Annotated in this window: 17 protein-coding genes; 11 read left to right on the forward strand and 6 right to left on the reverse strand. The window is 72.1% G+C overall.

The window, feature by feature from the left end; genetic code table 11:
• Positions 1–90: 90 nt before the first annotated feature.
• Both ACTMTU_RS04025 and ACTMTU_RS04030 read right to left on the reverse strand, forming a co-directional pair.
• Positions 91–1902 (reverse strand): ABC transporter ATP-binding protein, encoded by a 1812-nt coding sequence (locus tag ACTMTU_RS04025; RefSeq protein ID WP_441262043.1) that lies wholly within the window; start codon positions 1900–1902, stop codon positions 91–93.
• A 209-nt stretch (positions 1903–2111) separates the two neighbouring features.
• Positions 2112–3809 carry an ABC transporter ATP-binding protein gene (locus ACTMTU_RS04030; protein ID WP_441262044.1) on the reverse strand — a complete coding sequence of 566 codons (1698 nt, stop codon included), beginning with the start codon at positions 3807–3809 and terminating at the stop codon, positions 2112–2114.
• Positions 3810–4090: 281 nt separating this feature from the next.
• Here ACTMTU_RS04030 and ACTMTU_RS04035 point away from each other — a divergent pair, with 281 nt between their 5' ends.
• From ACTMTU_RS04035 to ACTMTU_RS04060, 6 genes are all read left to right on the forward strand, one after another.
• The gene (locus ACTMTU_RS04035; RefSeq protein WP_441262045.1) at positions 4091–5161 is read left to right on the forward strand and encodes a FecCD family ABC transporter permease; all 1071 of its coding nucleotides are present in this window, start codon (positions 4091–4093) and stop codon (positions 5159–5161) included.
• Positions 5162–5310: 149 nt separating this feature from the next.
• The gene (locus ACTMTU_RS04040; RefSeq protein ID WP_441262579.1) at positions 5311–6279 is read left to right on the forward strand and encodes a FecCD family ABC transporter permease; all 969 of its coding nucleotides are present in this window, start codon (positions 5311–5313) and stop codon (positions 6277–6279) included.
• A complete protein-coding gene (locus tag ACTMTU_RS04045; protein WP_441262046.1) occupies positions 6276–7106 on the forward strand; it encodes an ABC transporter ATP-binding protein in 831 nt (276 codons plus the stop codon). The genes ACTMTU_RS04040 and ACTMTU_RS04045 overlap by 4 nt, the downstream gene beginning before the upstream one ends.
• Positions 7107–7119: 13 nt before the next feature.
• Positions 7120–8700: an amidohydrolase gene (locus tag ACTMTU_RS04050; protein WP_441262047.1), complete on the forward strand. Its 1581-nt coding sequence runs from the start codon at positions 7120–7122 to the stop codon at positions 8698–8700.
• Positions 8697–9443 (forward strand): 4'-phosphopantetheinyl transferase family protein, encoded by a 747-nt coding sequence (locus tag ACTMTU_RS04055; protein WP_441262048.1) that lies wholly within the window; start codon positions 8697–8699, stop codon positions 9441–9443. Before ACTMTU_RS04050 ends, ACTMTU_RS04055 begins: the two co-directional genes overlap by 4 nt.
• A 135-nt stretch (positions 9444–9578) precedes the next feature.
• Positions 9579–10430 (forward strand): MBL fold metallo-hydrolase, encoded by an 852-nt coding sequence (locus tag ACTMTU_RS04060; protein ID WP_441262049.1) that lies wholly within the window; start codon positions 9579–9581, stop codon positions 10428–10430.
• A 153-nt stretch (positions 10431–10583) separates the two neighbouring features.
• Here ACTMTU_RS04060 and ACTMTU_RS04065 read toward each other — a convergent pair whose 3' ends face one another.
• From ACTMTU_RS04065 to ACTMTU_RS04075, 3 genes are all read right to left on the reverse strand, one after another.
• Positions 10584–13007 (reverse strand): SpoIIE family protein phosphatase, encoded by a 2424-nt coding sequence (locus tag ACTMTU_RS04065; protein ID WP_441262050.1) that lies wholly within the window; start codon positions 13005–13007, stop codon positions 10584–10586.
• Between the two features lie 217 nt (positions 13008–13224).
• Positions 13225–14859 (reverse strand): fucose isomerase, encoded by a 1635-nt coding sequence (locus ACTMTU_RS04070; protein ID WP_441262051.1) that lies wholly within the window; start codon positions 14857–14859, stop codon positions 13225–13227.
• 63 nt (positions 14860–14922) lie between these two features.
• A complete protein-coding gene (locus tag ACTMTU_RS04075) occupies positions 14923–16401 on the reverse strand; it encodes an FGGY-family carbohydrate kinase (RefSeq protein ID WP_441262052.1) in 1479 nt (492 codons plus the stop codon).
• Between the two features lie 235 nt (positions 16402–16636).
• Here ACTMTU_RS04075 and ACTMTU_RS04080 point away from each other — a divergent pair, with 235 nt between their 5' ends.
• From ACTMTU_RS04080 to cpt, 5 genes are all read left to right on the forward strand, one after another.
• Complete coding sequence (locus ACTMTU_RS04080) at positions 16637–17728, forward strand: glycoside hydrolase family 172 protein (RefSeq protein WP_441262053.1); 1092 nt, start codon at positions 16637–16639, stop codon at positions 17726–17728.
• A gap of 118 nt (positions 17729–17846) precedes the next feature.
• On the forward strand, positions 17847–19211 hold the full coding sequence (locus tag ACTMTU_RS04085; protein ID WP_441262054.1) for an extracellular solute-binding protein: 1365 nt from the start codon (positions 17847–17849) through the stop codon (positions 19209–19211).
• Positions 19208–20170, forward strand: a complete 963-nt coding sequence (locus ACTMTU_RS04090) for a carbohydrate ABC transporter permease (protein WP_441262055.1) — start codon at positions 19208–19210, stop codon at positions 20168–20170. Before ACTMTU_RS04085 ends, ACTMTU_RS04090 begins: the two co-directional genes overlap by 4 nt.
• Positions 20160–21002, forward strand: a complete 843-nt coding sequence (locus tag ACTMTU_RS04095; RefSeq protein WP_441262056.1) for a carbohydrate ABC transporter permease — start codon at positions 20160–20162, stop codon at positions 21000–21002. The genes ACTMTU_RS04090 and ACTMTU_RS04095 overlap by 11 nt, the downstream gene beginning before the upstream one ends.
• Before the next feature lie 159 nt (positions 21003–21161).
• A complete protein-coding gene (gene cpt, locus ACTMTU_RS04100; protein WP_441262057.1) occupies positions 21162–21683 on the forward strand; it encodes a chloramphenicol phosphotransferase CPT in 522 nt (173 codons plus the stop codon).
• Between the two features lie 984 nt (positions 21684–22667).
• Here the strand turns inward: cpt and ACTMTU_RS04105 are convergent.
• Positions 22668–23729 (reverse strand): LacI family DNA-binding transcriptional regulator, encoded by a 1062-nt coding sequence (locus ACTMTU_RS04105; RefSeq protein WP_441262058.1) that lies wholly within the window; start codon positions 23727–23729, stop codon positions 22668–22670.
• Between the last annotated feature and the right edge of the window lie 15 nt (positions 23730–23744).

A 23744-nucleotide genomic window follows, 5' to 3' on the forward strand; every position in this document is an offset into this window, starting at 1 on the left:
CCAGGGTCCTGACGGCCGGCCTTCCACGCCCCTCGGGGAGTACGGAAGTCGGTGGCATCCAGACGCGGAGCCTCCCCGACCGCGCCCCGGTCAGGCCTTGGCGGCCGTCTTCGACGCCCCGCCGTCCCCCGGCTGACGGCGGCTGTCGGACCACGCCGACCACAGGGCGCCGTAGCGGCCGCCGGCCGCCACCAACTCCTCGTGCGTACCGGTCTCGACGACCCGGCCCCCGTCGAGGACCACGACACGGTCGGCGGTCGCCGCCTGAGGGAGCCGGTGGGCCACCATCAGCGCCGTCCGCCCCTCAAGTGCCTTGAGCGCGGCTGCTTCCAGGACGCGGGCGCCGGCGCTGCCCGCGTCCGCCGTGGCCTCGTCGAGGATCGCGATCGGCGGATCGGCGAGGACCAGGCGGGCCAGGGCCAGATGCTGGGCCTGGGTCACCGTGAGGCGGTGGCCGCCCTCACCGACGACGGTGCCGAGCCCGTCCGGCAGCGCCTCCACCCACCCCAGCGCGTCGACCCGGGCGAGCGCGCCGCGCAGCTCCTCCTCGGTGGCATCGGGCCGCGCCAGCCGCAGATCCTCCGCCAGCGGTCCGGCGAACACATGGACCTCCTGGCTGATCAGCGTCACCGCACGCCGGATGCCGGCCGGTCCGAGTTCCCCCGCGTCGACGCCGCCGAGGCTGAACGAGCCGCCGGACGGCGGATGGACACCGGCGATCAGCTTCGCCAGGGTGGTCTTCCCGGCCCCGCTGGCACCGACCAGGGCCACCCGCTCGCCGTCACGCACCTCGATGTCGACCTCACGCAGCACCGGATGCCCGGGCACGTACTCGTGGCTGAGCCCGTACACCTTGACGGAACCGTCGACCGGTACGGGGGCCCCGGCCGGGTCGTGCTCGGCCGGCAGGCTCGACACGCCGACCAGGCGGGCGAGGCTCGCACCGGCCGACTGCGCCTCGTCGATGAGGAAGAGCGCGGCGTTGACCGGGTTGAAGAGGCTGTGGAAGTAGAGCGCCGCCGCGGTCGCCGTGCCGATGCTCACGGAACCGTTGCCGACCAGCAGGAAACCGGTGACCAGTACCGACGCCAGACCGACGAACTCGGCGAGGTTCAGCCGCGAGAAGAAGCCGGACACGAGCCGGATGCCGCGCAGAGCGAGGTCGACCGCGTCCCCCGACCGCTGCTCCAGCAACTGAGCGTGCCTGCCGTTCAGCCGGAACGCCCGCACGGTCCGCACACCGCCGACGCTGTCGAGGAGCTGGTGCTGGAGCGCGCCGGTCGCCACCCGGTGTGCCGCGTACACCGGCGACGAGCGGGGGATGTACCACCGCACGGTGAGGACGTGGACCGGTACGGCCGGCAGGACGGCGAGCAGGAAACGCCAGTCCAGCACGGCGAGTCCGACAAGGGTGAGCACGATGGTGAGGACGGCGCCGCTGAACTCGGGAAGTGCCTGGCGCACCGCCTTCGTTATCAGCGTCACGTCGCCGGTCACCCGGGAGGTCAGGTCGCCGGAACCGGCCCGCTCCACCCGTTGCAGGGGCAGCCGCAGCGCCCGCTCGACGAACCGCTCACGCAGGCTCGCGAGCACGGTCTCGCCGAGCCGGGCGACGAGCGAGCTGCCGACCGCGGTGGCGACGCCCCTGGCCGCCGCCACCGTGACGAGGAGGAGCATCGGCAGCGTGAGGGAGCCGGGGCCGCGCTGTGCGACGACCAGGTCGACGATGCGGCCCAGCAGGGGAGCGGTCAGCATGCCGATGCCGGTTCCGAGGACGAGGACGGTCACCGCGGACACGGTCAGCAGCCGGTGGCCGCGCAGCAGCGTGCCGACGACGGCGAGGGTCCGGGCGCCGGAGGCGATCGGCAGAAGCTCACGGTCGGGTGTGCCGGTCGCACTCATCGTCGGGCCTCCGTCGTCTGCGGCTGCGCGTCCGGCGGCGGCTTCACCGGGTGCCGGTCCGCGTTCGGCGGCAGCTTCACAAGGGGCAGTTCTCTGTTCGGCCGCAGCTTCACCGGGTCCGGCTGCGCGTTCGGCGGCAGCTTCGAACCCTGCGGCCGGCTCGTTGTGCGGGGCCACCTCGTCGTGCGGGGCGCCGCCCTGCGCGGCCGTCACGCCAGCACCACCGAGCGGTACGCCTCGTCGGTGGCGACGAGATCGGGATGGCGGCTGTCCGCCGTGACGGCGCCCTCGTCGATCACCACCACACGGTCGGTCACGGCCAGCAGGGCCGGGCTGGTCGTGACGAGGATCGTCGTACGGCCACGGCGGAGTTCGCTCAGCCGGGCGGCGATCCGCGACTCGGTGACGGTGTCGACCGCCGTGGTCGGGTCGTGGACCACCAGCACCGGCGGATCGGCGGCGAGTGCCCGTGCCAGGGCGACCCGTTGACGCTGCCCGCCGGACAGTGACCGGCCGCGCTCGGTCAGCATCGTGTCCACCCCCTGCGGCAGGGCGCGTGCCACTTCGTCCGCCGCCGAGGCCGCCAGCGCCGGCCCGACGTCCACGGGGCCGCCGTCCCGCCCGGCCAGTACGTTGTCCAGCAGACTGCTCTCGAACAGGTCCGCGTCGTGGTGGGCGACGAGGATCACGCCGCGCACTTCGGCCGGCGCGAGCGACGCCAGGGGCACTCCGTCGAGCTCGACCGTCCCTTCTGCGGGATCGAGTTCGCGGCCGAGGCACAGCAGGAGGTCGCTCGCCGCGGCCGGGTCCCTCGTGACGACGCCGACGAGGCTTCCCGCGCCGATGTCGAGGTCGGTGCCGCGCAGCGCCCCGTACGTGACGCCGCGCAGCCGCAGTGCGCCGGTGACCGGGCCGGGCAGCGCGGCCGTCCCCGCGGGCACGGCGGGCGGCGACGCCAGCACCTCCGCGATCCGGTCGGCGGAGGCACGTCCCTGCGCGAACTCGCCGCTGACGTAGGTGAGCAGCTGGAACGGGCCGAGCAGGAACTGGGCGAGCCCCACGGCCGCCACCAGGTCGCCGATGCTGATCTCGCCCCGCATCGCCAGGTGCGCGCCGACCAGCCCGATGGCGGCGATGAAGACCCCGGTGAGGGCGAGGATCGCGCCGTCGTGCCAGGCCCGGCTGCGGGCCGAGCGCAGGGCCGCCGCCAAGGAGTCCTGGCTGGTGCGCCGGTACCGGGACACCGCGGCCTGCTCCGCCCCGATCCCCTTGAGCACCCGCAGGCCCGCCACCAGGTCGGCGGCGACGCCCGAGGCGTGGGCGGCGCGCTCCTGCTCTACCTCGCTGCGCCGTTCGAGCGGCCGGCTGATGCGGTGGCCGATCCACAGCAGGGGCGGGACGCCGAGCAGGATCAGCAGACCGAGGGGTACCGAGATCCGCAGCAGCACCACCGCGCTGACGGCCAGTCCGGCGACGGCCGAGACGCCGTACGAGAGCGCTGCCGCGACGGCGCCGACCCGCTCGGCGTCGCCGGTGGCGACGGCGGTCAGCGCACCGGGGAGCCGGCCCGTGTCGGCGCCGCCGCGCGGATCGAGCACCTTGGTACCGAGGTCCAGCCGGATCCGGTGCGCGGCGTGCTCGCCCGCTCCGTCGGTGATCCTCGCGGCGGTCCGGTAGCACGTGGAAAGGACGAGGAAGAGCGCGGCCAGCAGTCCGATTCCGGCCAGGAGGGCGCCCGACGATCCGGTCGCCACCGCGTCGTCGATGATGATGCCGATGACGACGGGGACCATCGCCTCGCACGCCTGGTGCGTCATGCCGAGCAGCGAAGCCGCGGCGATGTGGCGACGCCGGCCGCCGATCGCCCTTCGGAGGACCTGGCCCCCCGTCGGTCCTCCGTCGAGCATGCGGTACCTCCGAGGAGATGCAGGCAAGTCAGGTAAGGCTACCCTGATTCGCCTCCTGATTCGCCTCCCGGTTCGCCGGGCCGGGCCCTGAGTCTCCTTCGGTCCGCCTACGGGGCGCGCCGGTTCAGGCCGCTGTCCGAAGAGCGGCTCCCTCCGGGTGAAATGGCGGAAAGTACGGGGGCGTTGACCCTCCGGCGACAGTTGGTTAGCCTCACCTAAGTCACTGTGTGACTTCGTCACATTGCCTGCGTGCTACGCGATTTGCCACCAGGGGGTATCGCTTGTTGGTCGAGGCGCGGGCGCCGTCCGGAAGCGGTGCCGACGATCCGGCCGCGCCCCCGACCCGGCGGGCCGCGGTGGCGGCGCTGCGCGGCCTCGGACTCCTCGTGGCGCTCGGCGTGCTGGTCCTGATCTCGCTGCTCAGCGTCTGGGTCGGCACCAGGGACATCCCCTTCACCTCGACGTGGAGCGTGCTGTGGCAGCCCGACGGCTCGGACGCGGCGGTCATCATCCACGACTACCGGATCCCGCGGACCGTGCTCGGCGTGCTCGTGGGCACGGCGCTGGGCCTGTCGGGGGCGCTGATGCAGGCGCTGACCCGCAACCCGCTCGCTGATCCCGGTCTCCTCGGCGTGAGCCTGGGCGCCTCGACCGGCGTGGTCGTGGCCATCGCGTTCCTCGGTGTCGGGTCGGCCCTCGGTCATGTCTGGTTCGCGTTGACCGGCGCCGCGGTCGCCTCCGTGGTCGTCCACCTGCTCGGCTCCGCGGGCCGGACGCCGGCCACCCCCGACCGGCTCGTCGTCGCGGGAGCGGCGGTGACGGCCGTCCTCTACGCCTTCAACTCGGCGGTGCTGCTGCTCGATCCGCGGGCGTTCGACACGTTCCGGTTCTGGACGGTCGGCGCGCTCGCCGGCCGGGACTTCGGCAGCGTGCGGGTCGTCCTGCCCTTCGTCGTGGTGGGTGTCGTGATCGCCCTGACGCTCGCCCCGTCGCTGAACGCGCTGGCCATGGGTGACCAGCTGGGACGTGCGCTGGGGGTGAACGTCGGCCGGACCCGGGCGCTCGGCGCGCTGGCGGTGATGCTGCTGTGCGGCGCCGCCACCGCCGCCGCGGGCCCGATCGGGTTCGTCGGACTCGTGGTGCCGCACGTGGCGCGTCACTTCGTGGGCCCCGACCAGCGGTGGCTCCTGCCGTACTCGATGCTGCTCGCGCCGATCCTCGTCGTCGGCGCCGACACACTCGGCCGGGTGATCGGCGCCCCCGGCGAGGTCCAGGTGGGCATCGTCACCGCGTTCCTCGGTGCTCCGCTGTTCCTCGCGCTGTGCCGCCGACGGAAGCCGGCCATGCTGTGAACGCCGTACGCGAGTCCGGGACCCCGGCGACCGGACCGACCGGACGTGACGGGCGGGCCGAGCCGTCGAAGCCCCGCGTGATCAGCGGAAGTGTCGTCCGCACCCGCGGCGGACGCGTCTCCCTGCGCGTCCAGGGCCGTACGCTGGCCGTGACGGCGGTCCTCCTGGCCGCGCTCGTGGTGATCATGGGGGTCTCCCTGACCACCGGCGACTTCGAACTGTCGGTCGGCGAAGTGCTCCGGGCGCTCGCGGGCAACGGATCGGGCGGCGCGGACTTCATCGTCAACACCCTGCGCATGCCCAGGCTGGTGACCGCGCTGTGCGTCGGGGCGGCCCTGGCCGTCAGCGGCGCGCTCCTGCAGAGCCTGACCCGTAACGCCCTCGGCAGCCCGGACATCATCGGCTTCACCAACGGCTCGGCGACCGGGGCGCTGGTCGTCATCGTCGTGTTCCACGGCAGCATGACCCAGATCGCCGTCGGGGCGCTGATCGGAGGGCTGGCCACCGCCGCCGTCGTCTACCTGCTGGTGTTCGGCGGCGGGTTGCAGGGCTTCCGGCTCGTCGTCATGGGCATCGGGGTGAGCGCCCTGCTGCTCGCCGTCAACTCGTACCTGATCACCCGGGCGAGCTGGCAGGAGGCGCTGGAGGCGCAGGCGTGGCTGATCGGCAGCCTGGGCAACCGCGGCTGGGACCACGCGATCGCGATCGGCGTGGCCGTCGCCGTCCTGCTGCCCCTCGCCTTCGGCCTCGCCGGCCGGCTCTCCATGGTGGAGATGGGCGACGACACGGCGACGGCCCTCGGCGTCGACGTGACGCGCAGCCGGGTCGCCCTGCTGTTCGTCAGCGTCGCGCTCGCGGCGTTCGCCACCTCGGTGACCGGACCGATCTGGTTCATCGCGCTGGCGGCCCCTCAAGTGGCGAGGAAACTGATCCGGTCGCCCGGCCCCGGACTCGTCCCGGCCGCCCTGATGGGCGCCGTGATGCTGGCCGGGAGCGACCTCGCGGTGCAGCGCGTCTTCTCACCCGCCCTCCTGCCCGTGGGCACGGCGACCGGCACCATCGGCGGGCTGTATCTCATCTGGCTGCTCGTCACGGAGTCACGAAAGAGCCGCGTATGACAGCGACGACCGCCCCGACGGCCCGGCTCCGGGCCGAGGACCTCACCCTCTCCTACGACCAGCGGACCGTGGCCACCTCGCTCGGGGTCGTCATACCCGACCACTCGTTCACCGTGATCATCGGGCCGAACGCCTGCGGCAAGTCCACCCTGCTCAAGGCGCTGGCCAGGATGCTGCGGCCGACAGCCGGACAGGTGTACCTCGACGGGGCCGCCATCTCGTCGTACCGCTCCCGCGAAGTCGCCCGCAGGCTCGGCCTGTTGCCTCAGTCGTCGACAGCGCCGGCCGGCATCACGGTGGGGGACCTGGTGGCCCGGGGCCGCTACCCGCACCAGCGGCTGCTGAAGCAGTGGACGGCCTACGACGAGGACGCCGTGATCGCCGCGATGCGGCAGACCGGCGTGCTGGAACTCGCCGACCGTCCCGTCGACGACCTCTCCGGCGGACAGCGGCAACGCGTCTGGCTCGCCATGGTGCTGGCCCAGCAGACGTCCGTCCTCCTGCTCGACGAACCGACCACCTATCTCGACATCGCCCACCAGGTGGAGGTCCTCGACCTCTGCGCCGATCTGCACGAACGCAAGGGCCACACGATCGTCGCGGTCCTGCACGACCTCAACCAGGCGTGCCGCTACGCCAGTCACCTCGTGGTCATGAGAGCCGGCGGGGTCATCGCCGCGGAGGGCGATCCGGCGGCGATCATGACCGCGGAGCTGGTCGAGGACGTGTTCGGCCTGCCCTGCCGGATCATCGACGACCCCGAGACCGGCACTCCGCTGATGGTGCCCACGGCCCGCAAGCGCCGTGCCATGGCCCGGACATCCTAGGGACGGACCGCCCATGCTCTGCACAAGGCTGACGAACGCGAACATCGTCACCATGGACCCGCGGCATCCCGTCGCCCGTGAACTGGGCATCTGGCGCGGCCGGATCGTCGGCCTGGACGACGCGGTGTCCTCGCTGCCCGCACGCGAGGTGATCGACCTCCAGGGCGCCACCGTGCTCCCCGGATTCATCGACGCCCATGTCCACCTCGCCTGGGCGGGGTTGAAGGCGAGCACACCCAGCGTCGCCCCGTGCGAGCGGGTCGACGACGTGCTCGCGGTCGTGGCGGACGCCGTCGCACGCCAGGGCTCCGGCGGCTGGGTCGACATCGGCGGCTACGACCAGCGCGCCCTGGGGCGCCATCTGACCGCCGCCGAACTGGACAAGGTCAGCGACGGCCACAAGCTGTTCATCATGCACGACTCAGGACACGGCTGCGTGGTCAACAGCGCCGTCCTGGACCTGCTTCCGGCCGATGTCCCGCACCAGGACGGGTTTCTCGCTGAGAGCGCCATGACCGCGGCGCGCCGGCTGCGGCTGCCGTACGCGCAGGAGGAACTCGCCGACGCGATCGAACGCGCCGCCCGCACCTGCCTGGACGAAGGCGTCACGGCCTGCGCGGAGGCCGGCATCGGGGGCGGCCTCCTCGGCCACAGTCCCGTCGAGCTCGGCGCCTACCAACTCCTGCGGGACCAGGGCCGACTGCCCCTGCGGGTCCAGCTCATGGTGGCCGCGGACACGCTGCGCCCCGTCGGCTCCCACCGCTCCGACGGCATACCCCGCGCCCTCGACCTCGGCCTGCGTACCGGGTTCGGCGACGACTGGCTGTCCGTGGGCGCCCTCAAGGTCTACACCGACGGCGGCATGATGGCCCGGACCGCCGCGCTCACCGCCCCGTACCACGGCATGGAACACACCGGAGAGTTCCAGGACGATCCGGAGCGCATCGCGGACACCATCGTGGACGGTCATCTCGCCGGGTGGCAGCTGGCCGTCCACGCGATCGGCGACCGCGCTGCCGACCTGGCGCTCGACGCCCTGGAACGGGCACAGCGCCTCCGTCCTCGCCCCGGCGCCCGCCACCGCATCGAACACGCGGGCCTGATCCGGCCCGACCAGCTTCCCCGGCTCGCACGGCTCGGCGCGAGCGCCGTCGTCCAGCCCAACTTCCTTCGCTACTTCGGTGACGACTACGCGTCCGTCATGGGCGAGGACAGGGCCCCGTGGCTCTACCGAGGCAGGGCGTTCCTCGACCACGGCATCAACCTGGTGGGCAGCTCCGACCGTCCGGTCACCGACGGATCACCGCTGCGGGCCGTCCAGTTCATGGTCGAGCGCGCCTCCGTGTCCGGCCGGCTGATCGGCCCGGACGAGGGCATCACCGTGGAAGAGGCACTGCGCTCCTACACCGTCGACGCCGCCTACGCCTGCCACTGGGAGGACAGCGCGGGCACCCTCGCCCCCGGCAGACGCGCCGACCTGGTCGTTCTGGGGGACGACCCGCGCCGCGTCAGCACCTCGCGCATCGGCGACATCGAGGTCGTGGCGACGTTCGTCGACGGCCACGAGCGGCGCCCCGCAGCCTCCGGAGCATGACCGTGCAGGGTGTGCTCACGCGTGACCCGGCCCGCGGCGCACCGCCCAGCGATGTCCCGGTCCTCCTCGGCACGGGCACGGACCGGCTGCCCCGGGGCTGGGACGCCGGTCCGGGACCACGCCTGTGGTGCGTGCGGGCGAGCGAGTACGCCGCACGGGCCGCCGCGGACGAGTGGCTGCTCGACGCCGAGGAGCGGGCCCGGGCCCGGGCGTTCGTGCGGGATCGCGACCGCGACCGGTACCGCGTCGCGCACGTGGTGCTGAGGCGCCTGCTCGGCGCGTACCTGGACGAGGACCCGGCAGCCGTCGGCCTCGTCCGTGAGCCGTGCCCCGGCTGCGGCGAGCCGCACGGCCGCCCGGCCGTGGCGGACGCGCCCTTCCACTTCTCCCTCGCGCACTCCGGCGACCTCGCCCTCCTCGCCTTCGCGGACACCCCCGTCGGCGTCGACGTGGAGGCCGACCCGTCCCCGGAGGCGGCGGCCGAGATCGGCGCCATGCTGCACCCGCGTGAGCGCGCGGAGCTGGCCGCCGTACCGCAGGGGGCCCGTCCCGCCTCGGTCGGCCGCTGCTGGACCCGGAAGGAGGCGTACCTCAAAGGCGTCGGCATCGGCCTCGCCGAGGACCCCGCGGTCACATATGTGGGAGCCGGCCCCACCCCGGCGGCCCTGCCCGGCTGGTCGCTCACCGACGTCCCGGTCCCACCGGGCCACACGGCCGCCTGCGCCGTACGCCTGCCGGGGTGAGCCCCGGCGCCGCCGCGCACCCGCCGTCGCTCACCGAAGTCGGCCGTCACGCGTTCGACGCTTGACGACGGCCCCGGCACGGGGCTGCACTGGATTCATCGACGCTGCATCGACTCCACCCGAGGGAGAGCAGCGATGACCACCTTGGAAACGTTCAACCTTCTGCAGCCGTACAAGATCGCCGAGGAGACGTTCGTCATCCCGTGGGCCCTCGACGCCCCGCCGGTCGGCCACTTCCCGATGAACTCGATGGTGATCCGCGGAGCCGAACCGGTCCTTGTGGACACCGGGGCGCCCGCGGTGCGCTCCCAGTGGCTGGAGGCAGCCTGGTCGGTCGTGGATCCCCTGGACGTACGGTGGATCTTCCTCACCCACGACGACCGCGACCACGCCGGCAACCTTCTGGCGGCCCTCGCCCAATGCCCGAACGCGACCCTGCTGACGACATGGTTCTCCATCGGCCGCATGGCCGAGGAGTGGGAGACCCCCGTCAACCGGTGCCGCTTCATGACCGACGGCGACACCATCGACGCGGGCGACCGCACCCTGGTCGCCAAACGACCGCCCCTGTACGACAACCCCACGACCCGCGCCCTCTTCGACTCGAAGACCGACGTCCTGTGGGCCGTCGACACCTTCGCCACCAACGTGCCGGCCCCCGTGCCCGAGGCAGCGGCGCTGTCCCCGGACGAATTCCGCGACGGCCAGCTCTTCGGCGGACGGCTGGTCTCCCCGTGGGTCGCCCTGGCGGACACCCGGAAGTTCGGGTCGGTCGTCACCGACTTCCAGCACCTGAACGCCGAGGTCATCGCCGGCTGCCACACCCCGGTCCTCCGCGGCCCGCAGATCCCCGAGGCCTACGACCTCCTCCGCCGGCTTCCCGAGATGCCACCGTGGACGGAGTTCACCCAGGCCGACCTGGACCAGTGGATGGAGGCGGCAGAGAGCTCGGTCCCGCCGGAGCAGCCGCGGCCGTCGGGGACGTGAGGGGCGACGCCCGCGTCGCTATCCGCTGAACTCCGGCGTGGCAATGCCGCGGGGCGGCTCCGTTCGCGGACCCCCTTCTCCCCTGCGCCGGCGGCCGACCGGCCCGAACGGCCCTGGCCGGGAGGTGGGTTCGAGAACCTGTCGGCCCCGATGTCACCTCCCGGTGCCCGACACCTCGATCTCCGCCCACACCTGCTTGCCGCCGCTCAGCGGCAGCGAGCCCCAGGATGCCGTCGTCGCCTCGACGATGAGCAGACCGCGGCCGCCCGTCGCCTCCCAGTCGAGGTCCGCCGGGATCACCGGGGAGCGGGGCGAGGTGTCGTTCACGGCGATCCGCAGCCGGTCCGACGACAGCGTCAGGTCCAGTCCCACTTCGCCCTGGGTGTGGGCGATGGCGTTGGTGACGAGCTCGGACACCACCAGCAGCGCGATGTCCACCTCGTCCGCCACCCCCCAGGAACGCAGTGTGCGCGCGGCGAAACGCCGGGCGTGGAGCACGGCGTTCGTGAGACGCCACACCGTCCAGTGGGTCCGAAGCGGACGCACCCGGGACCCGTCGTAGCGCATCAGCAGCACCGCGACGTCGTCGTCGCGCCCGTCGGCGGTGCCGAGGAGTTCGTCGGCCACCCGCCCGATGTCCGACGGGTCCGCGGCGCCGAGGGCTTCGCCCACGCGGCGCATGCCGTCCTCCAGGGGAAGCTGCGACGACTCCACCAGGCCGTCGGTGAGCAGCGTGAGCAGGGTGCCGGGGGCCAGCCCCGCCTCTGTCATGGTGAACTCGGCGTCCGCGAGCACACCCAGCGGCGGCCCGCCCTCCACCACCAGCTCCTCCGTCCTGCCGTCCGGATGGCGCAGCAAGGGCGGCAGGTGCCCGGCCCGGACGAAGATGGCGATGCCCTCCTCCATGTCCAGATCGACGTACAGGCAGGTGGCGAAGAGGTCCGTCTCCATGCCGACGAGCAGCCGGTTGGCGCGCGAGACGACCACGTCCGGGGGATGGCCCTCCACCGCGTAGGCGCGGACCGCCGTACGCATCTGGCCCATGATGGTGGCGGCTGCGGCGCTGTGCCCCTGCACGTCGCCGATGACGAGTGCCACGTGCCCGTCGGACAGCGGGATCACGTCGTACCAGTCGCCGCCGACCTCCAGCCCCACGGTCGCGGGCAGATAGCGGGCGACCGCGACGCCGCCGGGCAGCACCGGAAGCTTGCGGGGCAGCAGGCTGCGCTGGAGCATCCTCGCCAGCTCGTGCCCCGCGTCCAGGGCGTGGGCACGCCTGAGGGCGTTGCCGACCAGTCCGGCGACCGCCGTCAGCAGCGACCGCTCCTCAGGGGCGAACTCGTGCTCGGTGTCCCAGCCCACCAGGCACACGCCGATGAGGCGTCCGTCGGCCGGGAGCGGGACGACCGCCAGTCCGCCGGGGCCGATGCCGATGAGACCCTGTTCCAGGTCGGCGCCGGGCGGCCACAGGCTCATATGGCCGTCCCGCAGCGCGTTCTGCAGCGTGGGCAGCGAGTGGCACGACGCGTCCGGCCACTCGGACCGCCACTCCGTCTGCCACACGCCCGGCCACGCGTCGGGCTCCGGCGGGTCGAGGATGGTGACCAGCAGCCGGTCGGCGTCCAGCTCCGCGACGGCGATCCGGCTCGCGTCCAAGGGCTGACGCAGAGCGTCGACGACCATGCGGCTGACGTCCCGCACGGTGCTCGCCCCCGCCAGCCGGGCGGACAGCCCCTGCACGATGGCGACCTCGTCGTCGGTGGGGCGCAGATAGACGGCGTCCGCGACGACGCCGAGCACCCGTTCGGGCATGCCGTCGGCGCCGAACCGCAGCCGGCAGCGCAGACCCAGCCAGCGCAGCTCACCGCCCGGCCTGCGGATACGGAACGCCAGCTGCTCCCCGGAGGACGACAGCCTGCCCGGCTCGACCACCGCCATCAGCGCCGGAATGTCGTCGGGGACGGCGCAGGACAACAGTGTCTCCACTCGCGAGTCGAAGTCCTCCGGGGCGATCCCGAGGAGCTCCAGCACGCGCTCGTCCGCCTCCATGTGCCCGGTCTCCAGCGTCAGGGTGAACGCGCCGCCGTGGAGCGGTACCAGCGTGGGTCCCGGGTGCGTCCTGGGCCCCGAGCGCCCGACGACACGGGCCGGCACGGACTCGAGCCCGGCGGCCACCTGATCGGCGTAGAGCTCCAGCAGGCTGCGGCGGTCCGCGTCGAACCCGTCCCCCGTCTCGCCCGCGACCAGCAGACAGCCCAGTTTGGCGGCCCCGTGTCCCAGCGGCAGGGCGCCCAGCGAGAACTTGGGGGGCAGCGTCCCGGGGCCCACGGGGGTCACTCCACGGGGGTCGCCGGAGGCGTACGCGGCCAGCTCCGCGGGGCTCAGCCACAGGGGCCGGGCGGCGCGGTAGGCGTCCGTGGCGGGGGAGCGGCTGCCGAGGCCGATGACGGCCGGCATTGCGTACGCCGCGCCGCGGTCACCGACGACCTCGGCCAGCCGCAGCTCGTCGCCACCCTCGGTGAGGACGTAGACAGCGGCCAGCTCGGCCCCGCAGAACGCAAAACTCGCCCGTGACAACGCGCACCGCCTCCGTACGCGGTCATGTACCGCGCTGTTCCCCATGCTGCCGTTGTTCGCGGGGTCGGAGCTAGTCAGAGGACGAAGATGATGCGCCGGGCGGGCCTCCCCGGCCCCGTGGCGCCCGGGCGACGCGGGGGACGGAGGCCGGGGAACGCCGAGGAGGGGACTGCCGCCGGACAGCCCCCTCCTGGCGTGAGCACCCGGCGAACCGCCGCTAAAGCGCGACGTCCCCGCACAGGTGAACCTCGAGGCCGAGCTCGGCGAAGAGCGCGGCCTTGGCACGCAGCGCCTTGTCCGCGGTCTCCGCGTCCGGCGCGTATGCCACGTTCAGGTGGTTTGCGCGGTGGCGGGCCATGAACTGGTCGCGGCTGACGCCGTGCAGTACGGCGTGCATGATCGGCCACTGCCGGTTCGTCGCCTCGAGCCTGCGCTGCGTCTCCTCCTCCGGCAGTTCCACCGCGCTCGCACGGCCCATGTCCACGTGGAGCTTCCCGTCCATCAGGAAGACACGCGACCAGACGACCTCACCCGGCTTGGAGACGCCGCTGAGCGTGCCGCCGCCGAGCGGGAAGAACATGGGCGGCTGGCGCATGCTCCACGACTTGTCGTATCCGCCGTTGTGGGACGCGGGCACGGACCCCGAGATCTCGAAGACCCACACGAAGCGGCCCTCGTACTCCTCGCCCCACCGGATGTCGTGCAGCGTCGTGGCCGGGTCGAGCCCCATCGCCCTCCAGATCCGGTTGGTGACCAGGGAGTCGACGGCCACGCCCTCGTCGACCTCGTTGAAGTGCGGCAGCGGCGCCCCCGCGTACAGCTCGCGCGCGCCGTCGCGGCTCAGCACCGGCGGCCGCTGGACGTTGTTGAGCAGGCCCTCCGCCAGGTCGCTCGCCGGGACCATGTCCTTGAGGCCCTGCTGGTACTGGATGCCGACGGCGTCGAGACCGAAGTCGTCGGAGATGCGCAGCGCGGCTATGTACATCTTGAACTGGCTGAGCAACTGGGCGTCGGTCAGCTCCGTCGCCTCGTCCGTGCCGGTGTGGAAGGTCATCCCCGCCTTGTCGAGCCACACCCGCACGGCCCGGGCCTCCTCGTCGGAGACCTTGCGCATCTCGGCCACCAGGGCGCTCTGGGACAGGCGCTCCTTGTAGATGCCGAGGGGGTTGAGCAGCTCGTCGTCGATGATGGCGTTGTACATGCCCATGCAGCCCTCGTCGAAGACGCCGATGATCGCCTTCTCCTCGCGCAGCTGCCGGGCCAGCGCCACACCGAGCTCCGTCTCCGGGTCCTCGGGGAGGGCCGGCAGGTCGCGGACGTGGCCGGTGTCATGGACGAGGGTGCCGGTCTCCAGCCAGGTGCGCAGCCCCTGCCGCGCCCACTCGTCGGTGAAGTCGACGCTCCACAGGACCGAGTAGGCGATGTCCGCCTTGGTGAGGCTGCCCGCGAGGTTCAGCAGGCCGACCAGGCCCGGGTACTCGCCGTTCCAGTTGGCGACGATGAGGATCGGCCCGCGGTGGCTGCGCAGGCCGGCGATCACGTGGTGGCTGTACTGCCAGACGCCCTCGACGACGATCAGCGGGGCGTCCCTGGGGATGTTCTTGAAGACCTCGATGCCGGCGCGCTGGCTGTCGATGAAGCCGTGGCCCTTCTCCGGGTCGACCTCGTGCCCGCGCCGGACCTGCCGGCCGAGATCGGCGAGCGCCGCGGCCAGGTCGCTCTCGAGCTTCTGCTGGGCGGGCCAGCAGGTGGTGTTGGCGCTGGGGCGCAGGTCGCCGCTGGCCACGGTGTAGACGGTGCCGGGCTCCGCGGCGGGTGCCCGGTGCGGCTCGGGGAGGGTGTAGGAGGTCATGCGCTCTCGGTCTCCGTAGTGTGTTGCGGGAGGTACGGGTCGGGCCGGGTGGGTTTCCCGGGTTCAGCGGTCCTGAAGTGCGGCGAGTGAGTGGACTACAGCAGCCGTGTCCGGGTAGAGCCGGCGGTAGAGCGTGTACAGCTCGTCGTACCGTGCGGCGTTCTCCGCCCTGGGCGTGACGGTCCGCCGGACGGGATTCCAGTCGTCGACGGACGCGTCGGTGACCAGCTGCGCGGCGAGCAGCGCGCCGCCGTAGCTCGCTCCGATGGAGGTGGACCGCAGCTCCTGCGGTCTGCCCGTGATGTCGGAGACGATCTGGGTCCACAGGGCGCCCTGGGTGCCGCCGCCGACGGCCACCACCCTGCGGATGTCGCCGCCGGCGGTCTCGAGGACCTCGATGTTGTGGCGGACGCCGAAGCCGGTGGCCTCGAGCGCGGCACGGTAGAGGTCGCCGCGGGTGTGGGACAGGGTGAGCCCCGCGATGACGCCACGGGCCTCGGGGTCCATGACGGGGGTCCGTTCGCCGGAGAAGTACGGCAGCATCAGCAGACCGTTGGCGCCGGGGCCCGCCGCCTCCGCGAGGCTCAGCAGCTCGGGATGGTCCGCGGCGCCGACCAGGTCGCGCAGCCAATTCGTCACGGCGCCGGAGGTGGCCATGCCGCCGGCCAGGTTGCGGGTGCCGGGAAGCGCTCCCACGGTGCCCCACAGGGACGGGCTGGTCAGCGGCTTCGGCACCGTGTGGATCAGGAACATCGTCGTGCCGTACATCAGCATCAGGTCGCCGGTCCGCTGCGCGCCGACGCTCAGCGCCTCCGCCCAGGCGTCGATGGTGCCCGTGGTGACGGGGATGCCGGCGGGCAGGTTCGCCGCGCGTGCCGCCTCGGCGGTGAGCACGCCGGCCGACTCGCCGGACCAGGCGAGGGCGGGCAGCTCGATGCCGGGGGCCACGGCCTGTGCCCAGGGCGCGTACCACTCCTGGGCCGTCGTGTCGTACAGCGGTGTGCACTGGCTGGCCGAGTGGTGGTCGAGGACGTAGGCGCCGGTGAGCTTGCGCACCAGCCATGAGCTCGGCATGTACAGGCGGCGTGCCCGCGCGTACAGCTCGGGCTCCTCCTCGGCCACCCACGCGATCTTGGGGCCGGCCGCCTGCGTGGTGAGGGCGGAGCCGCAGCGGGCGAGGATCTCCGCGCCGCCCAGTTGCTCGTCGAGGCGTTCGATCTGTCGGACCGCGCGGGTGTCGACCCCGTAGAGGACGGCCGGGCGCAGGGGCTCGTCGTTCTCGTCGGTGAGCAGGACGCACGGGCCCATGCCGCTGACGCCCACGGCGATCACGGCGGCGTCGGCCGGGGCGGTCAGCTCCCGCGTCAGCTCGGTGAACTCACGCCACCACACGGCGGCGTCCATCTCGAACCGCCCGGGACCCGGGCGTGCGGGGGTGTGCTCCCTGACAGCGGAGCGCAGCAGCGTGCCGTCGAGTCCGACGAGGACCCCCTTGCTGCTGGACGTGCCGATGTCCACACCAATGACTGCGTTGCGAAGCATGGCGTGCACGCTGGCAGAAATCGATTTCAGCGTCAAGGCCTGCGCATCGGATCCCTGCATAATCGAAGAATCTTGCCCTGGGTGCCTTGACACGGTGCGGGGCTGTACCTACTTTGCCGTGAAATGGATTTCAGGCGTCGCAGCGACGTACTCGGTCCTTTCCCGCGTCCCCCGCCGGCAGTGCGGCACGCGGTGCACATCCAAGAACCTCACCCCCGCGAGAGCAGACAGAACCATGACGACCTTTGGACTCGACGGCCTCTCCCGTAAGGCACGTGCCGTCAGCCGCTCCATCAGCGCCGAGAACTTCACCGGCGCCAAGTCGGGCGGCGGCAGGGCCACCGAGGGGACGGGGGCGGTCGCGGCCTCCCGGCTCGGACCGGGCTGGAAGATCTCGCCCAGCATCGACATCGCGGCCGGCGGGACCGCGACCCTCGCCGACATCGAAGGCCCCGGCACCATCCGCCACCTGTGGTGCACCACCGCCCCGCACGCCGCGTGGCGCAGCACCCTGCTGCGCATCCACTGGGAGGGCGAGGAGACCCCGGCGGTCGAGGTGCCGCTCGGCGACTTCTTCTGCAACGGGTGGAACACGTTCAGCCAGGTGTCGTCGGTCCCGGTCGCGGCCAACCCCAACGGCGGGTTCAACGCCTACTGGCCGATGCCGTTCCGCCGCGCGGCCCGCATCACCCTGGAGAACCTCTCCGCCGAGACGGTGACCCTCTACTACCAGGTCGACTACGAGCTCGGCGAGGTCCCCGAGGACTCCACGTACTTCCACGCGCAGTGGCGCCGCAGCCACCCCGTTCCCTTCGGCGAGGAACACACCCTCCTCGAGGGCGTCACCGGCGCGGGCAGCTACGTCGGCACCTACCTGGCCTGGGGCGTCAACAGCCCCGGCTGGTGGGGCGAGGGCGAGCTGAAGTTCTTCATGGACGGTGACGAGGAGTTTCCCACGATCTGCGGCACCGGGACCGAGGACTACTTCGGCGGCGCCTGGAACTTCGACGTCCCCGGCCAGGGCTACACCGCCTACACCACGCCCTACCTCGGCCTGAACCAGATCCTGCGCCCCGACGGCCTCTACAGCAGCCAGCAGCGGTTCGGAATGTACCGTTGGCACATTCTCGACCCCGTCCACTTCTCGGAGGACCTGCGGATCACGGTGCAGAGCCTGGGCATCGGCCCCGGTCAGGGCAACGGCCTGCCGCACCGCTACCGCCACACGAGCGACGACATCGCGAGCACCGCCCTGTTCTACCTGGACGCGCCGAGCAGCACCTCGCTGCCGCAAACCCCTGACCTGCTCACCCTCGAGGTCGACTGACGACCACGGTGAACGACGGGGCCGACAGCCGCGCCCCCGACCCCCCGTACGACCCGCACCAGGAACACAACCCCCCACGCTCCCACCTCTCCCTCTCACCTCCGACAGGAGCGCGCGCATGCTCCAGCACGGCAACGACGCCGGGCATCCGGCCCCGACACGCCGCCGTTTCCTCACCGCGCTGGCCGGCGCGGGCGTCGCCACCGCGGCGTCCGGCCTGCTCAGCGGCTGCGGCACGGCCCAGGCGAAGGACGGCCCTCTGCAGTTCTGGAACTTCTACGGACCGCAACGGTCGCCCGACCCGGCCGTCAACGCCCAGTCCAAGTGGTTCGTCGACATGGTCGACCGGTGGAACGCCACCCATAAGACCAAGATCGAGCTGGTGTACCTCCCCCAGCCGACCTACCTCAACGGTTTCAAGCTGCCCTCCGCCTTCGCCACCGGCCAGGGCCCGGACATCTTCCTGCTCAGCCCCGGGGACTTCCTGCGCTACTACAACGGCGGCGTCCTCGCCGACCTCACCCCGCACATGGACAAGGAAGCCGTCGCCGACTTCGGTACCGCGCTCGACAGCCGTACCGTCGACGGCAAGGTCTACGCCCTCCCCATGGAGGTCGAACCGCTGTCGATGTTCTACGCCGTCGACGCCTGGGAGAAGGCCGGACTGTCCGAGGCCGACATCCCCACCACCTGGGACCAGATGCTCGACATCGGGGACAAGCTGCGCACGAAGACCCGCGCCGGCCTCGTCTTCGAGACCAACCCCGGCTACTACCAGAACTTCACCTGGTACCCGTGGATGTGGCAGGGCGGCGGCGACGTCCTCGACAAGCAGGGCAACGTCGCCTTCGACTCCCCGGCCACCCGCCAGGCCCTTCAGTTCTGGCAGGACTCGGTACGCCACGGCATCACGCCGCGGACCCTTCCCGCCGCCGGCGACGTCATCAGCGCCTTCAAGGCGGGGAACGTCGCGATGTGGCAGCAGGGCATCTGGCAGGTCTCCAGCTTCAAGGCGTACGCCCCCGACTACCGGTACGGGGTCTTCAAGCTCCCCGCACCCGAGGGCGGCGAGTACACCACCGCACTCGGCGGCTGGTCCTTCTGCGCCAACGCGCAGGGCCGCAACCCGGACGCCGCGGCCGAGTTCTGCGCCTGGGCACTCGGAACCATGAGCGACGACTCCATCGACCGGATGGTCGACTGGTGCACCCGCGCCAAGTCGGACGTGGCGCCCCGCGCCACCGCCCTCCAACGCGGCGCCGCCAAGGGCGGCTACGACTCCGAGGCGATGAAGAAGTTCAAGGACGAGGTGTTCCCGGGCGGCCGCGCCGAACCGCGCTACCCACCGGTCGTCTACAAGGCGATCTCCGACGCCATCCAGGGCACCATGCTCGCCGGCCGCAGCGTGGCGAGTGAGACAGAAAGAGCCGCCGAGTCGATCGCGGCCTACGCCAAGAGCTACCAGGGGGCGAGCCTGATATGAGCAGTGTCGCCGCACAGGACCACCGGCCCGCCGCCGCGCCCGCGGCCCCGGCGCCCGCACCGCCCCGGCGCGGACTCGGCCGCAAGCAGCGCGAGTGGATCGCCGCCGGCCTCTTCCTGGCGCCGGACGCCATCGGCCTGACGCTCTTCGTCGGCATCCCGATGGTGCTCTCCATCTTCCTGAGCTTCTTCCAGGTCAGCGGCTTCGGCAGCTACGAGTGGATCGGGCTCGGCAACTACGAGCGCATGATCGACGACCCGCTGTTCTGGGACTCGATGAAGGTCACCGGCCTCTACGTCGTGATCCTCGTCCCCGTCCTGTTCTGCGTGAGCCTCGGCCTCGGGCTGCTCGTCAAGCAGAAGCTCCCCGGCATGGGTGCCTACCGCACCGCGCTCTTCCTGCCGTACGTCGTCAGCCTGGTCGTCGTCGGCGTGCTCTGGAAGTTCCTCCTCGACGAGCAGGTCGGCGCCGTCAACCCGGCCATGCGGGCCATCGGCCTCGAGGGCGAGTCGTGGCTGGGAGATCCCACCCTCGCACTGGGCTGCGTCATCGCCGTCATGGTGTGGGTGATGATGGGCTACTACATGATCATCTTCCTTGCGGGGCTCCAGGAGATCCCCAAGGAGTACTACGAGGCCGCGAAGATCGACGGCGCCGGGCCGTGGACCACGTTCCGCACCATCACCTGGCCGCTGCTGCGCCCCACCAGCTTCTTCGTCCTGCTGATGTCGACGGTCGCCGCCATCACCGGCGGACTCGACCTGATCTTCGTCCTCACCAACGGCGGCCCCGCCAACGGCACCTCGCTGGCGATCTTCTACATCTACCAGCAGGCGTTCGGATTCGGGGAGTACGGCTATGCGTCGGCCATGGGCTCGTTCCTGGTGCTGATCATGGTCGTCTGCTCCGCGGTGATCTTCAAGCTCACGAGAGGCGGGAGGTTCGACGATGGCGAGTGAAGTGAACGCGGTGGGCGGCCGGCGGCTGCTGTCCGGACGCGTCGGCCTGACCGCGCTGGCCGCCTTCGCGGCGGTCATCAGCGTCCTGCCGGTGCTGTGGATGGTGTCCGCGGCCTTCAAGTCCCGCTCGACGGTGACCGACGGCAACCTGATCCCCACGGAGTTCACGGTCCAGAACTTCGTCTACGTCTTCACCGAGGTCCCGTTCGTCCGCTACCTCTGGAACAGCTTCTTCATCTCGGCCGTCATCACGATCGCCGCGCTGCTGTTCCACTCGATGGCCGCGTACGCGCTGGCACGGCTGCGGTTCCCCGGCCGCGAGAAGATCTTCATGGCGATCTTCTCCACCCTCCTGGTCACCGCGCCCGTGGTGCTCATCCCGCTGTTCATCGTCGCCCGTGAACTGGGCCTGCTGGACAGCTACGCGGGACTGATCGTCCCGGCCATCTTCAACGCCTTCGGCATCTTCCTGCTCCGCCAGTTCTATCTGGGGCTGCCCAAGGAACTCGAGGAGGCCGCGGTAATCGACGGCTGCGGGCACTGGCGCGTCTACTGGAACATCGTGCTGCCGATGTCCCGGCCGATCCTCTCCGCGCTGGCGGTGTTCTTCTTCCTCGCCAACTGGAACGCCTTCGTCTGGCCGCAGGTCGCCACCAGCGACCAGAGCCTCACGGTGGTCCAGCTCGGGATCGCCTCGTTCCAGACGCAGTACCTCTCCAACTGGAACTACATCCTGGCGGCGGCGACGGTCGCGGCCCTCCCGATGCTGGCGCTGTTCTTCACCTTCCAGCGGCAGATCGTCGAGTCGATCAAGACGTCCGGCATGAAGTAGCAACACCTGTCACGCCACGCGCCCCGGCCCCCGGCCGGGGCACGTGCGTTCCCGGGGCGAGCGCCGGGAGGAACCCGCCGCTCCCCGTGATCGACGCGCATCCGAAATTCGTTTCGCGTCCCCGGGAGGCGCCCCTACTGTGGCGCGGTGACAACTCGAATGATCATTCTGAATGGCGGTTCCAGCTCGGGGAAGTCCGGGATCGTGCGGTGCCTCCAGGCCGTACTGCCGGATCCCTGGCCGGCGTTCGGGGTCGACTCGTTCGTCGACGCGCTGCCCGCGAAGGTGCAGGCGTCGGACGCGGGGCTCGAGATCGCGGCGGACGGCCGAGTGAGCGTCGGCGCGGACTTCAGGGCGCTGGAGGCGGCCTGGACCGAGGGCATCGTGGCGATGGCCCGCGCAGGCGCGCGAATCATCGTCGACGACGTCTTCCTCGGCGGAGCGGCGTCACAACAGCGGTGGCAGAAGGCACTGGGCGGTCTGCCCGTGCTGTGGGTGGGCGTCAGATGCGAGAGCGCGGTCGCCGCCGGCCGTGAGATCGCACGGGGAGACCGGGTCCAGGGCATGGCCGCCTCACAGGCGGACGCGGTTCACCGGGGGGTGTCCTACGACGTGGAGGTCGACACGACGCACACCGAATCCCTGGCGTGCGCGAGGGCCATCGCGGCCCACGTCAACTGATCTCCGCTGCGCGGAGCCATCCCCCACCCCGCCCCTTCCCGCCGCACCGATGTGCGGCTCCGCCGCGTGGCGGGGCAGGCCCCGGGCCCCACGGGGGCCGACGCCCCTTCCCCTTCCCGGTGCTGACGCCCTCGCACCTCCCCACAGCCATACGCGGCGCGGCCCCTTGCCGCCGCGCGGGCCTTTCCCCACCCCGCCCCTTCCCCGATACCGGGGCAGGCCCTGGACCCCATGGGGCTGACGCCGCCAGCCCCCTCCCGAGGAGAGGGAGAAGGTTTGGCGGGGGCCGGCGCCCCCCACACCACCGAGCGGCAGCTTCGCGCCGCGATATGGGCCCCTGCCGCGTGCCGCGTGCCGCCTGCCGCCTGCCGACGGACCGGACACCGGCCCGGCTCAGGGGCCTGCACCACTCGCGGCCCGACCTGAACTGCCGCCGCTGCGTTGCGCCCCTGCGGGGCGGATCCGGGCCGGCCGGGGCCCGTCGTGAGCGTGGCGGTCCGGGGGTGCGCACGGGCCGCCGGTGTGTTGCGCCCCGTGCAGGGCGGATCCGAGCCGGACGGGCCCGGGGCGTGGCCCCTGGTGAACGTGGCGGTCCTGGGTGGGGCATGGCCCCGGTAGGGGGTGCGTTGCGCCCCTTGCGGGGCGTGGCTGCGCGGGTGGGTGGTGCGGGGGGCGGGCCCTCCGGAGGGGGTGTCCGGAATGGCTGTCCTCACCGCGCTTCGCGCGAGTTGCGACGCTTTACTTCCGGACACCCCCTCCTACGACCCCACCCCCCTGACGTCCGGTGCCGCCCGTACCGGCCGCTGGTCCCTCCGTGCGGCACGGCGGTCGGGCCTCTGGGCGGGGACAGCTCCACGCTGGGGCGGCGAGTCGGCCTTGGGCCGCGGCTCCGGTCGGCCGGGCGGCGAGTGGTGGGTCTCCCTGGGCCCGGGCCTGTGTCCCCGGTCCGACGCCGGGCCCGTGCACACCACCGGACCGCCACGCTCACGACGGGCCCCGGCCCGGGCCCGTCCGGGTCGGACCGCCCGGGCGCCAGGCCGGCCCCGCCGTGCTCTCGCGCGGCTTGAGGGTCGTACGCAGCACCACCGTCTGAAGCAGCGCCGTGCTGCCCGCCATCCGCTGGAGCAGCAGGTCCGCCGCCGTGCGCCCGAGGTCGTAGGACGGCAGCTCGACCGTCGTCAGCGAGGGCCGCACGAGCGATGCCCAGGGCACGTCGCCGAAGGACAGGACGCCGACGCCCGGCGGCGCCTGCCCCGCTTCACGCAGGGCCTCGAGCGCGCCCACGGTCATGAGGTTGTTCGCCACGAAGACGGCGTCCGGCGGCTCGGGCAGGGCGAGCAGTTCCTGCATGGCGGCCCGGCCGCCCTCGACGCGGAAGTCGGCGTGGCGGATGTAGGACGCGGCCCGCGCCGGGTCGCCGGAGTCGTTGCCCAGTTCGCCGCGGAGGGCGGACCGGTAACCGGCGAGGCGCTCTTCGGAGGTGGAGGCCCCGGCGGGGCCGGTGATGCAGGCGACCCGCTGGTATCCGGCCCGGAGCAGGTGCCGGGTGGCGACCTCGCCGCCGTGCTGGTTGTCTACCATGACGGCGTCCACGTCGGCGTCGTGGGGCCGGCGGTCGACGGCCACGACCGGCATGCCTCTGGCCATGAGCGGGCTGAGGTCGGTCCGGTCGCGTGAGGCGGCGGCGACGATGACTCCGGCCATCTGCTCGCCCATGACGATGTCGATGTAGCGGCGTTCCTTGTCGACGTCCTCGTCGGAGTTGCACAGCACGACCGACATGCCGGTGCGCTGTGCGGCGTCCTCGACGCCGCGGGCGAGCGAGGTGAAGAAAGGGTTCTCGATGTCGGGGATGATCAGGCCGATCACGCTGGACTGCTGTTTGCGCAGCGACCGGGCGAGCCGGTTGGGCGCGAAGCCGAGCTCGGCGGCGGCCTGCCGTACGGACTCGGCGCGGGCGGCTGTGACGTTGCCGCCGTTGAAGACCCGCGACACCGTCGCCGGCGACACTCCGGCCGCACGCGCCACGTCCTGAATCGTCACCACTGTCGTGTCCACACC

The sequence above is a fragment of the Streptomyces sp. OZ13 genome (genome assembly GCF_052068155.1).
Taxonomy (GTDB): Bacteria; Actinomycetota; Actinomycetes; order Streptomycetales; family Streptomycetaceae; genus Streptomyces.

Coding starts and splice junctions, on each gene's coding strand:
- ACTMTU_RS04050 (WP_441262047.1), top strand. CDS start 7,120: ATGCTCTGCACAAGGCTGACGAACGCGAACATCGTCACCATGGACCCG.
- ACTMTU_RS04075 (WP_441262052.1), bottom strand. CDS start 16,401: ATGCTTCGCAACGCAGTCATTGGTGTGGACATCGGCACGTCCAGCAGC.
- ACTMTU_RS04025 (WP_441262043.1), bottom strand. CDS start 1,902: ATGAGTGCGACCGGCACACCCGACCGTGAGCTTCTGCCGATCGCCTCC.
- ACTMTU_RS04085 (WP_441262054.1), top strand. CDS start 17,847: ATGCTCCAGCACGGCAACGACGCCGGGCATCCGGCCCCGACACGCCGC.
- ACTMTU_RS04030 (WP_441262044.1), bottom strand. CDS start 3,809: ATGCTCGACGGAGGACCGACGGGGGGCCAGGTCCTCCGAAGGGCGATC.
- ACTMTU_RS04080 (WP_441262053.1), top strand. CDS start 16,637: ATGACGACCTTTGGACTCGACGGCCTCTCCCGTAAGGCACGTGCCGTC.
- ACTMTU_RS04095 (WP_441262056.1), top strand. CDS start 20,160: ATGGCGAGTGAAGTGAACGCGGTGGGCGGCCGGCGGCTGCTGTCCGGA.
- ACTMTU_RS04070 (WP_441262051.1), bottom strand. CDS start 14,859: ATGACCTCCTACACCCTCCCCGAGCCGCACCGGGCACCCGCCGCGGAG.
- ACTMTU_RS04090 (WP_441262055.1), top strand. CDS start 19,208: ATGAGCAGTGTCGCCGCACAGGACCACCGGCCCGCCGCCGCGCCCGCG.
- ACTMTU_RS04045 (WP_441262046.1), top strand. CDS start 6,276: ATGACAGCGACGACCGCCCCGACGGCCCGGCTCCGGGCCGAGGACCTC.
- cpt (WP_441262057.1), top strand. CDS start 21,162: ATGATCATTCTGAATGGCGGTTCCAGCTCGGGGAAGTCCGGGATCGTG.
- ACTMTU_RS04055 (WP_441262048.1), top strand. CDS start 8,697: ATGACCGTGCAGGGTGTGCTCACGCGTGACCCGGCCCGCGGCGCACCG.
- ACTMTU_RS04060 (WP_441262049.1), top strand. CDS start 9,579: ATGACCACCTTGGAAACGTTCAACCTTCTGCAGCCGTACAAGATCGCC.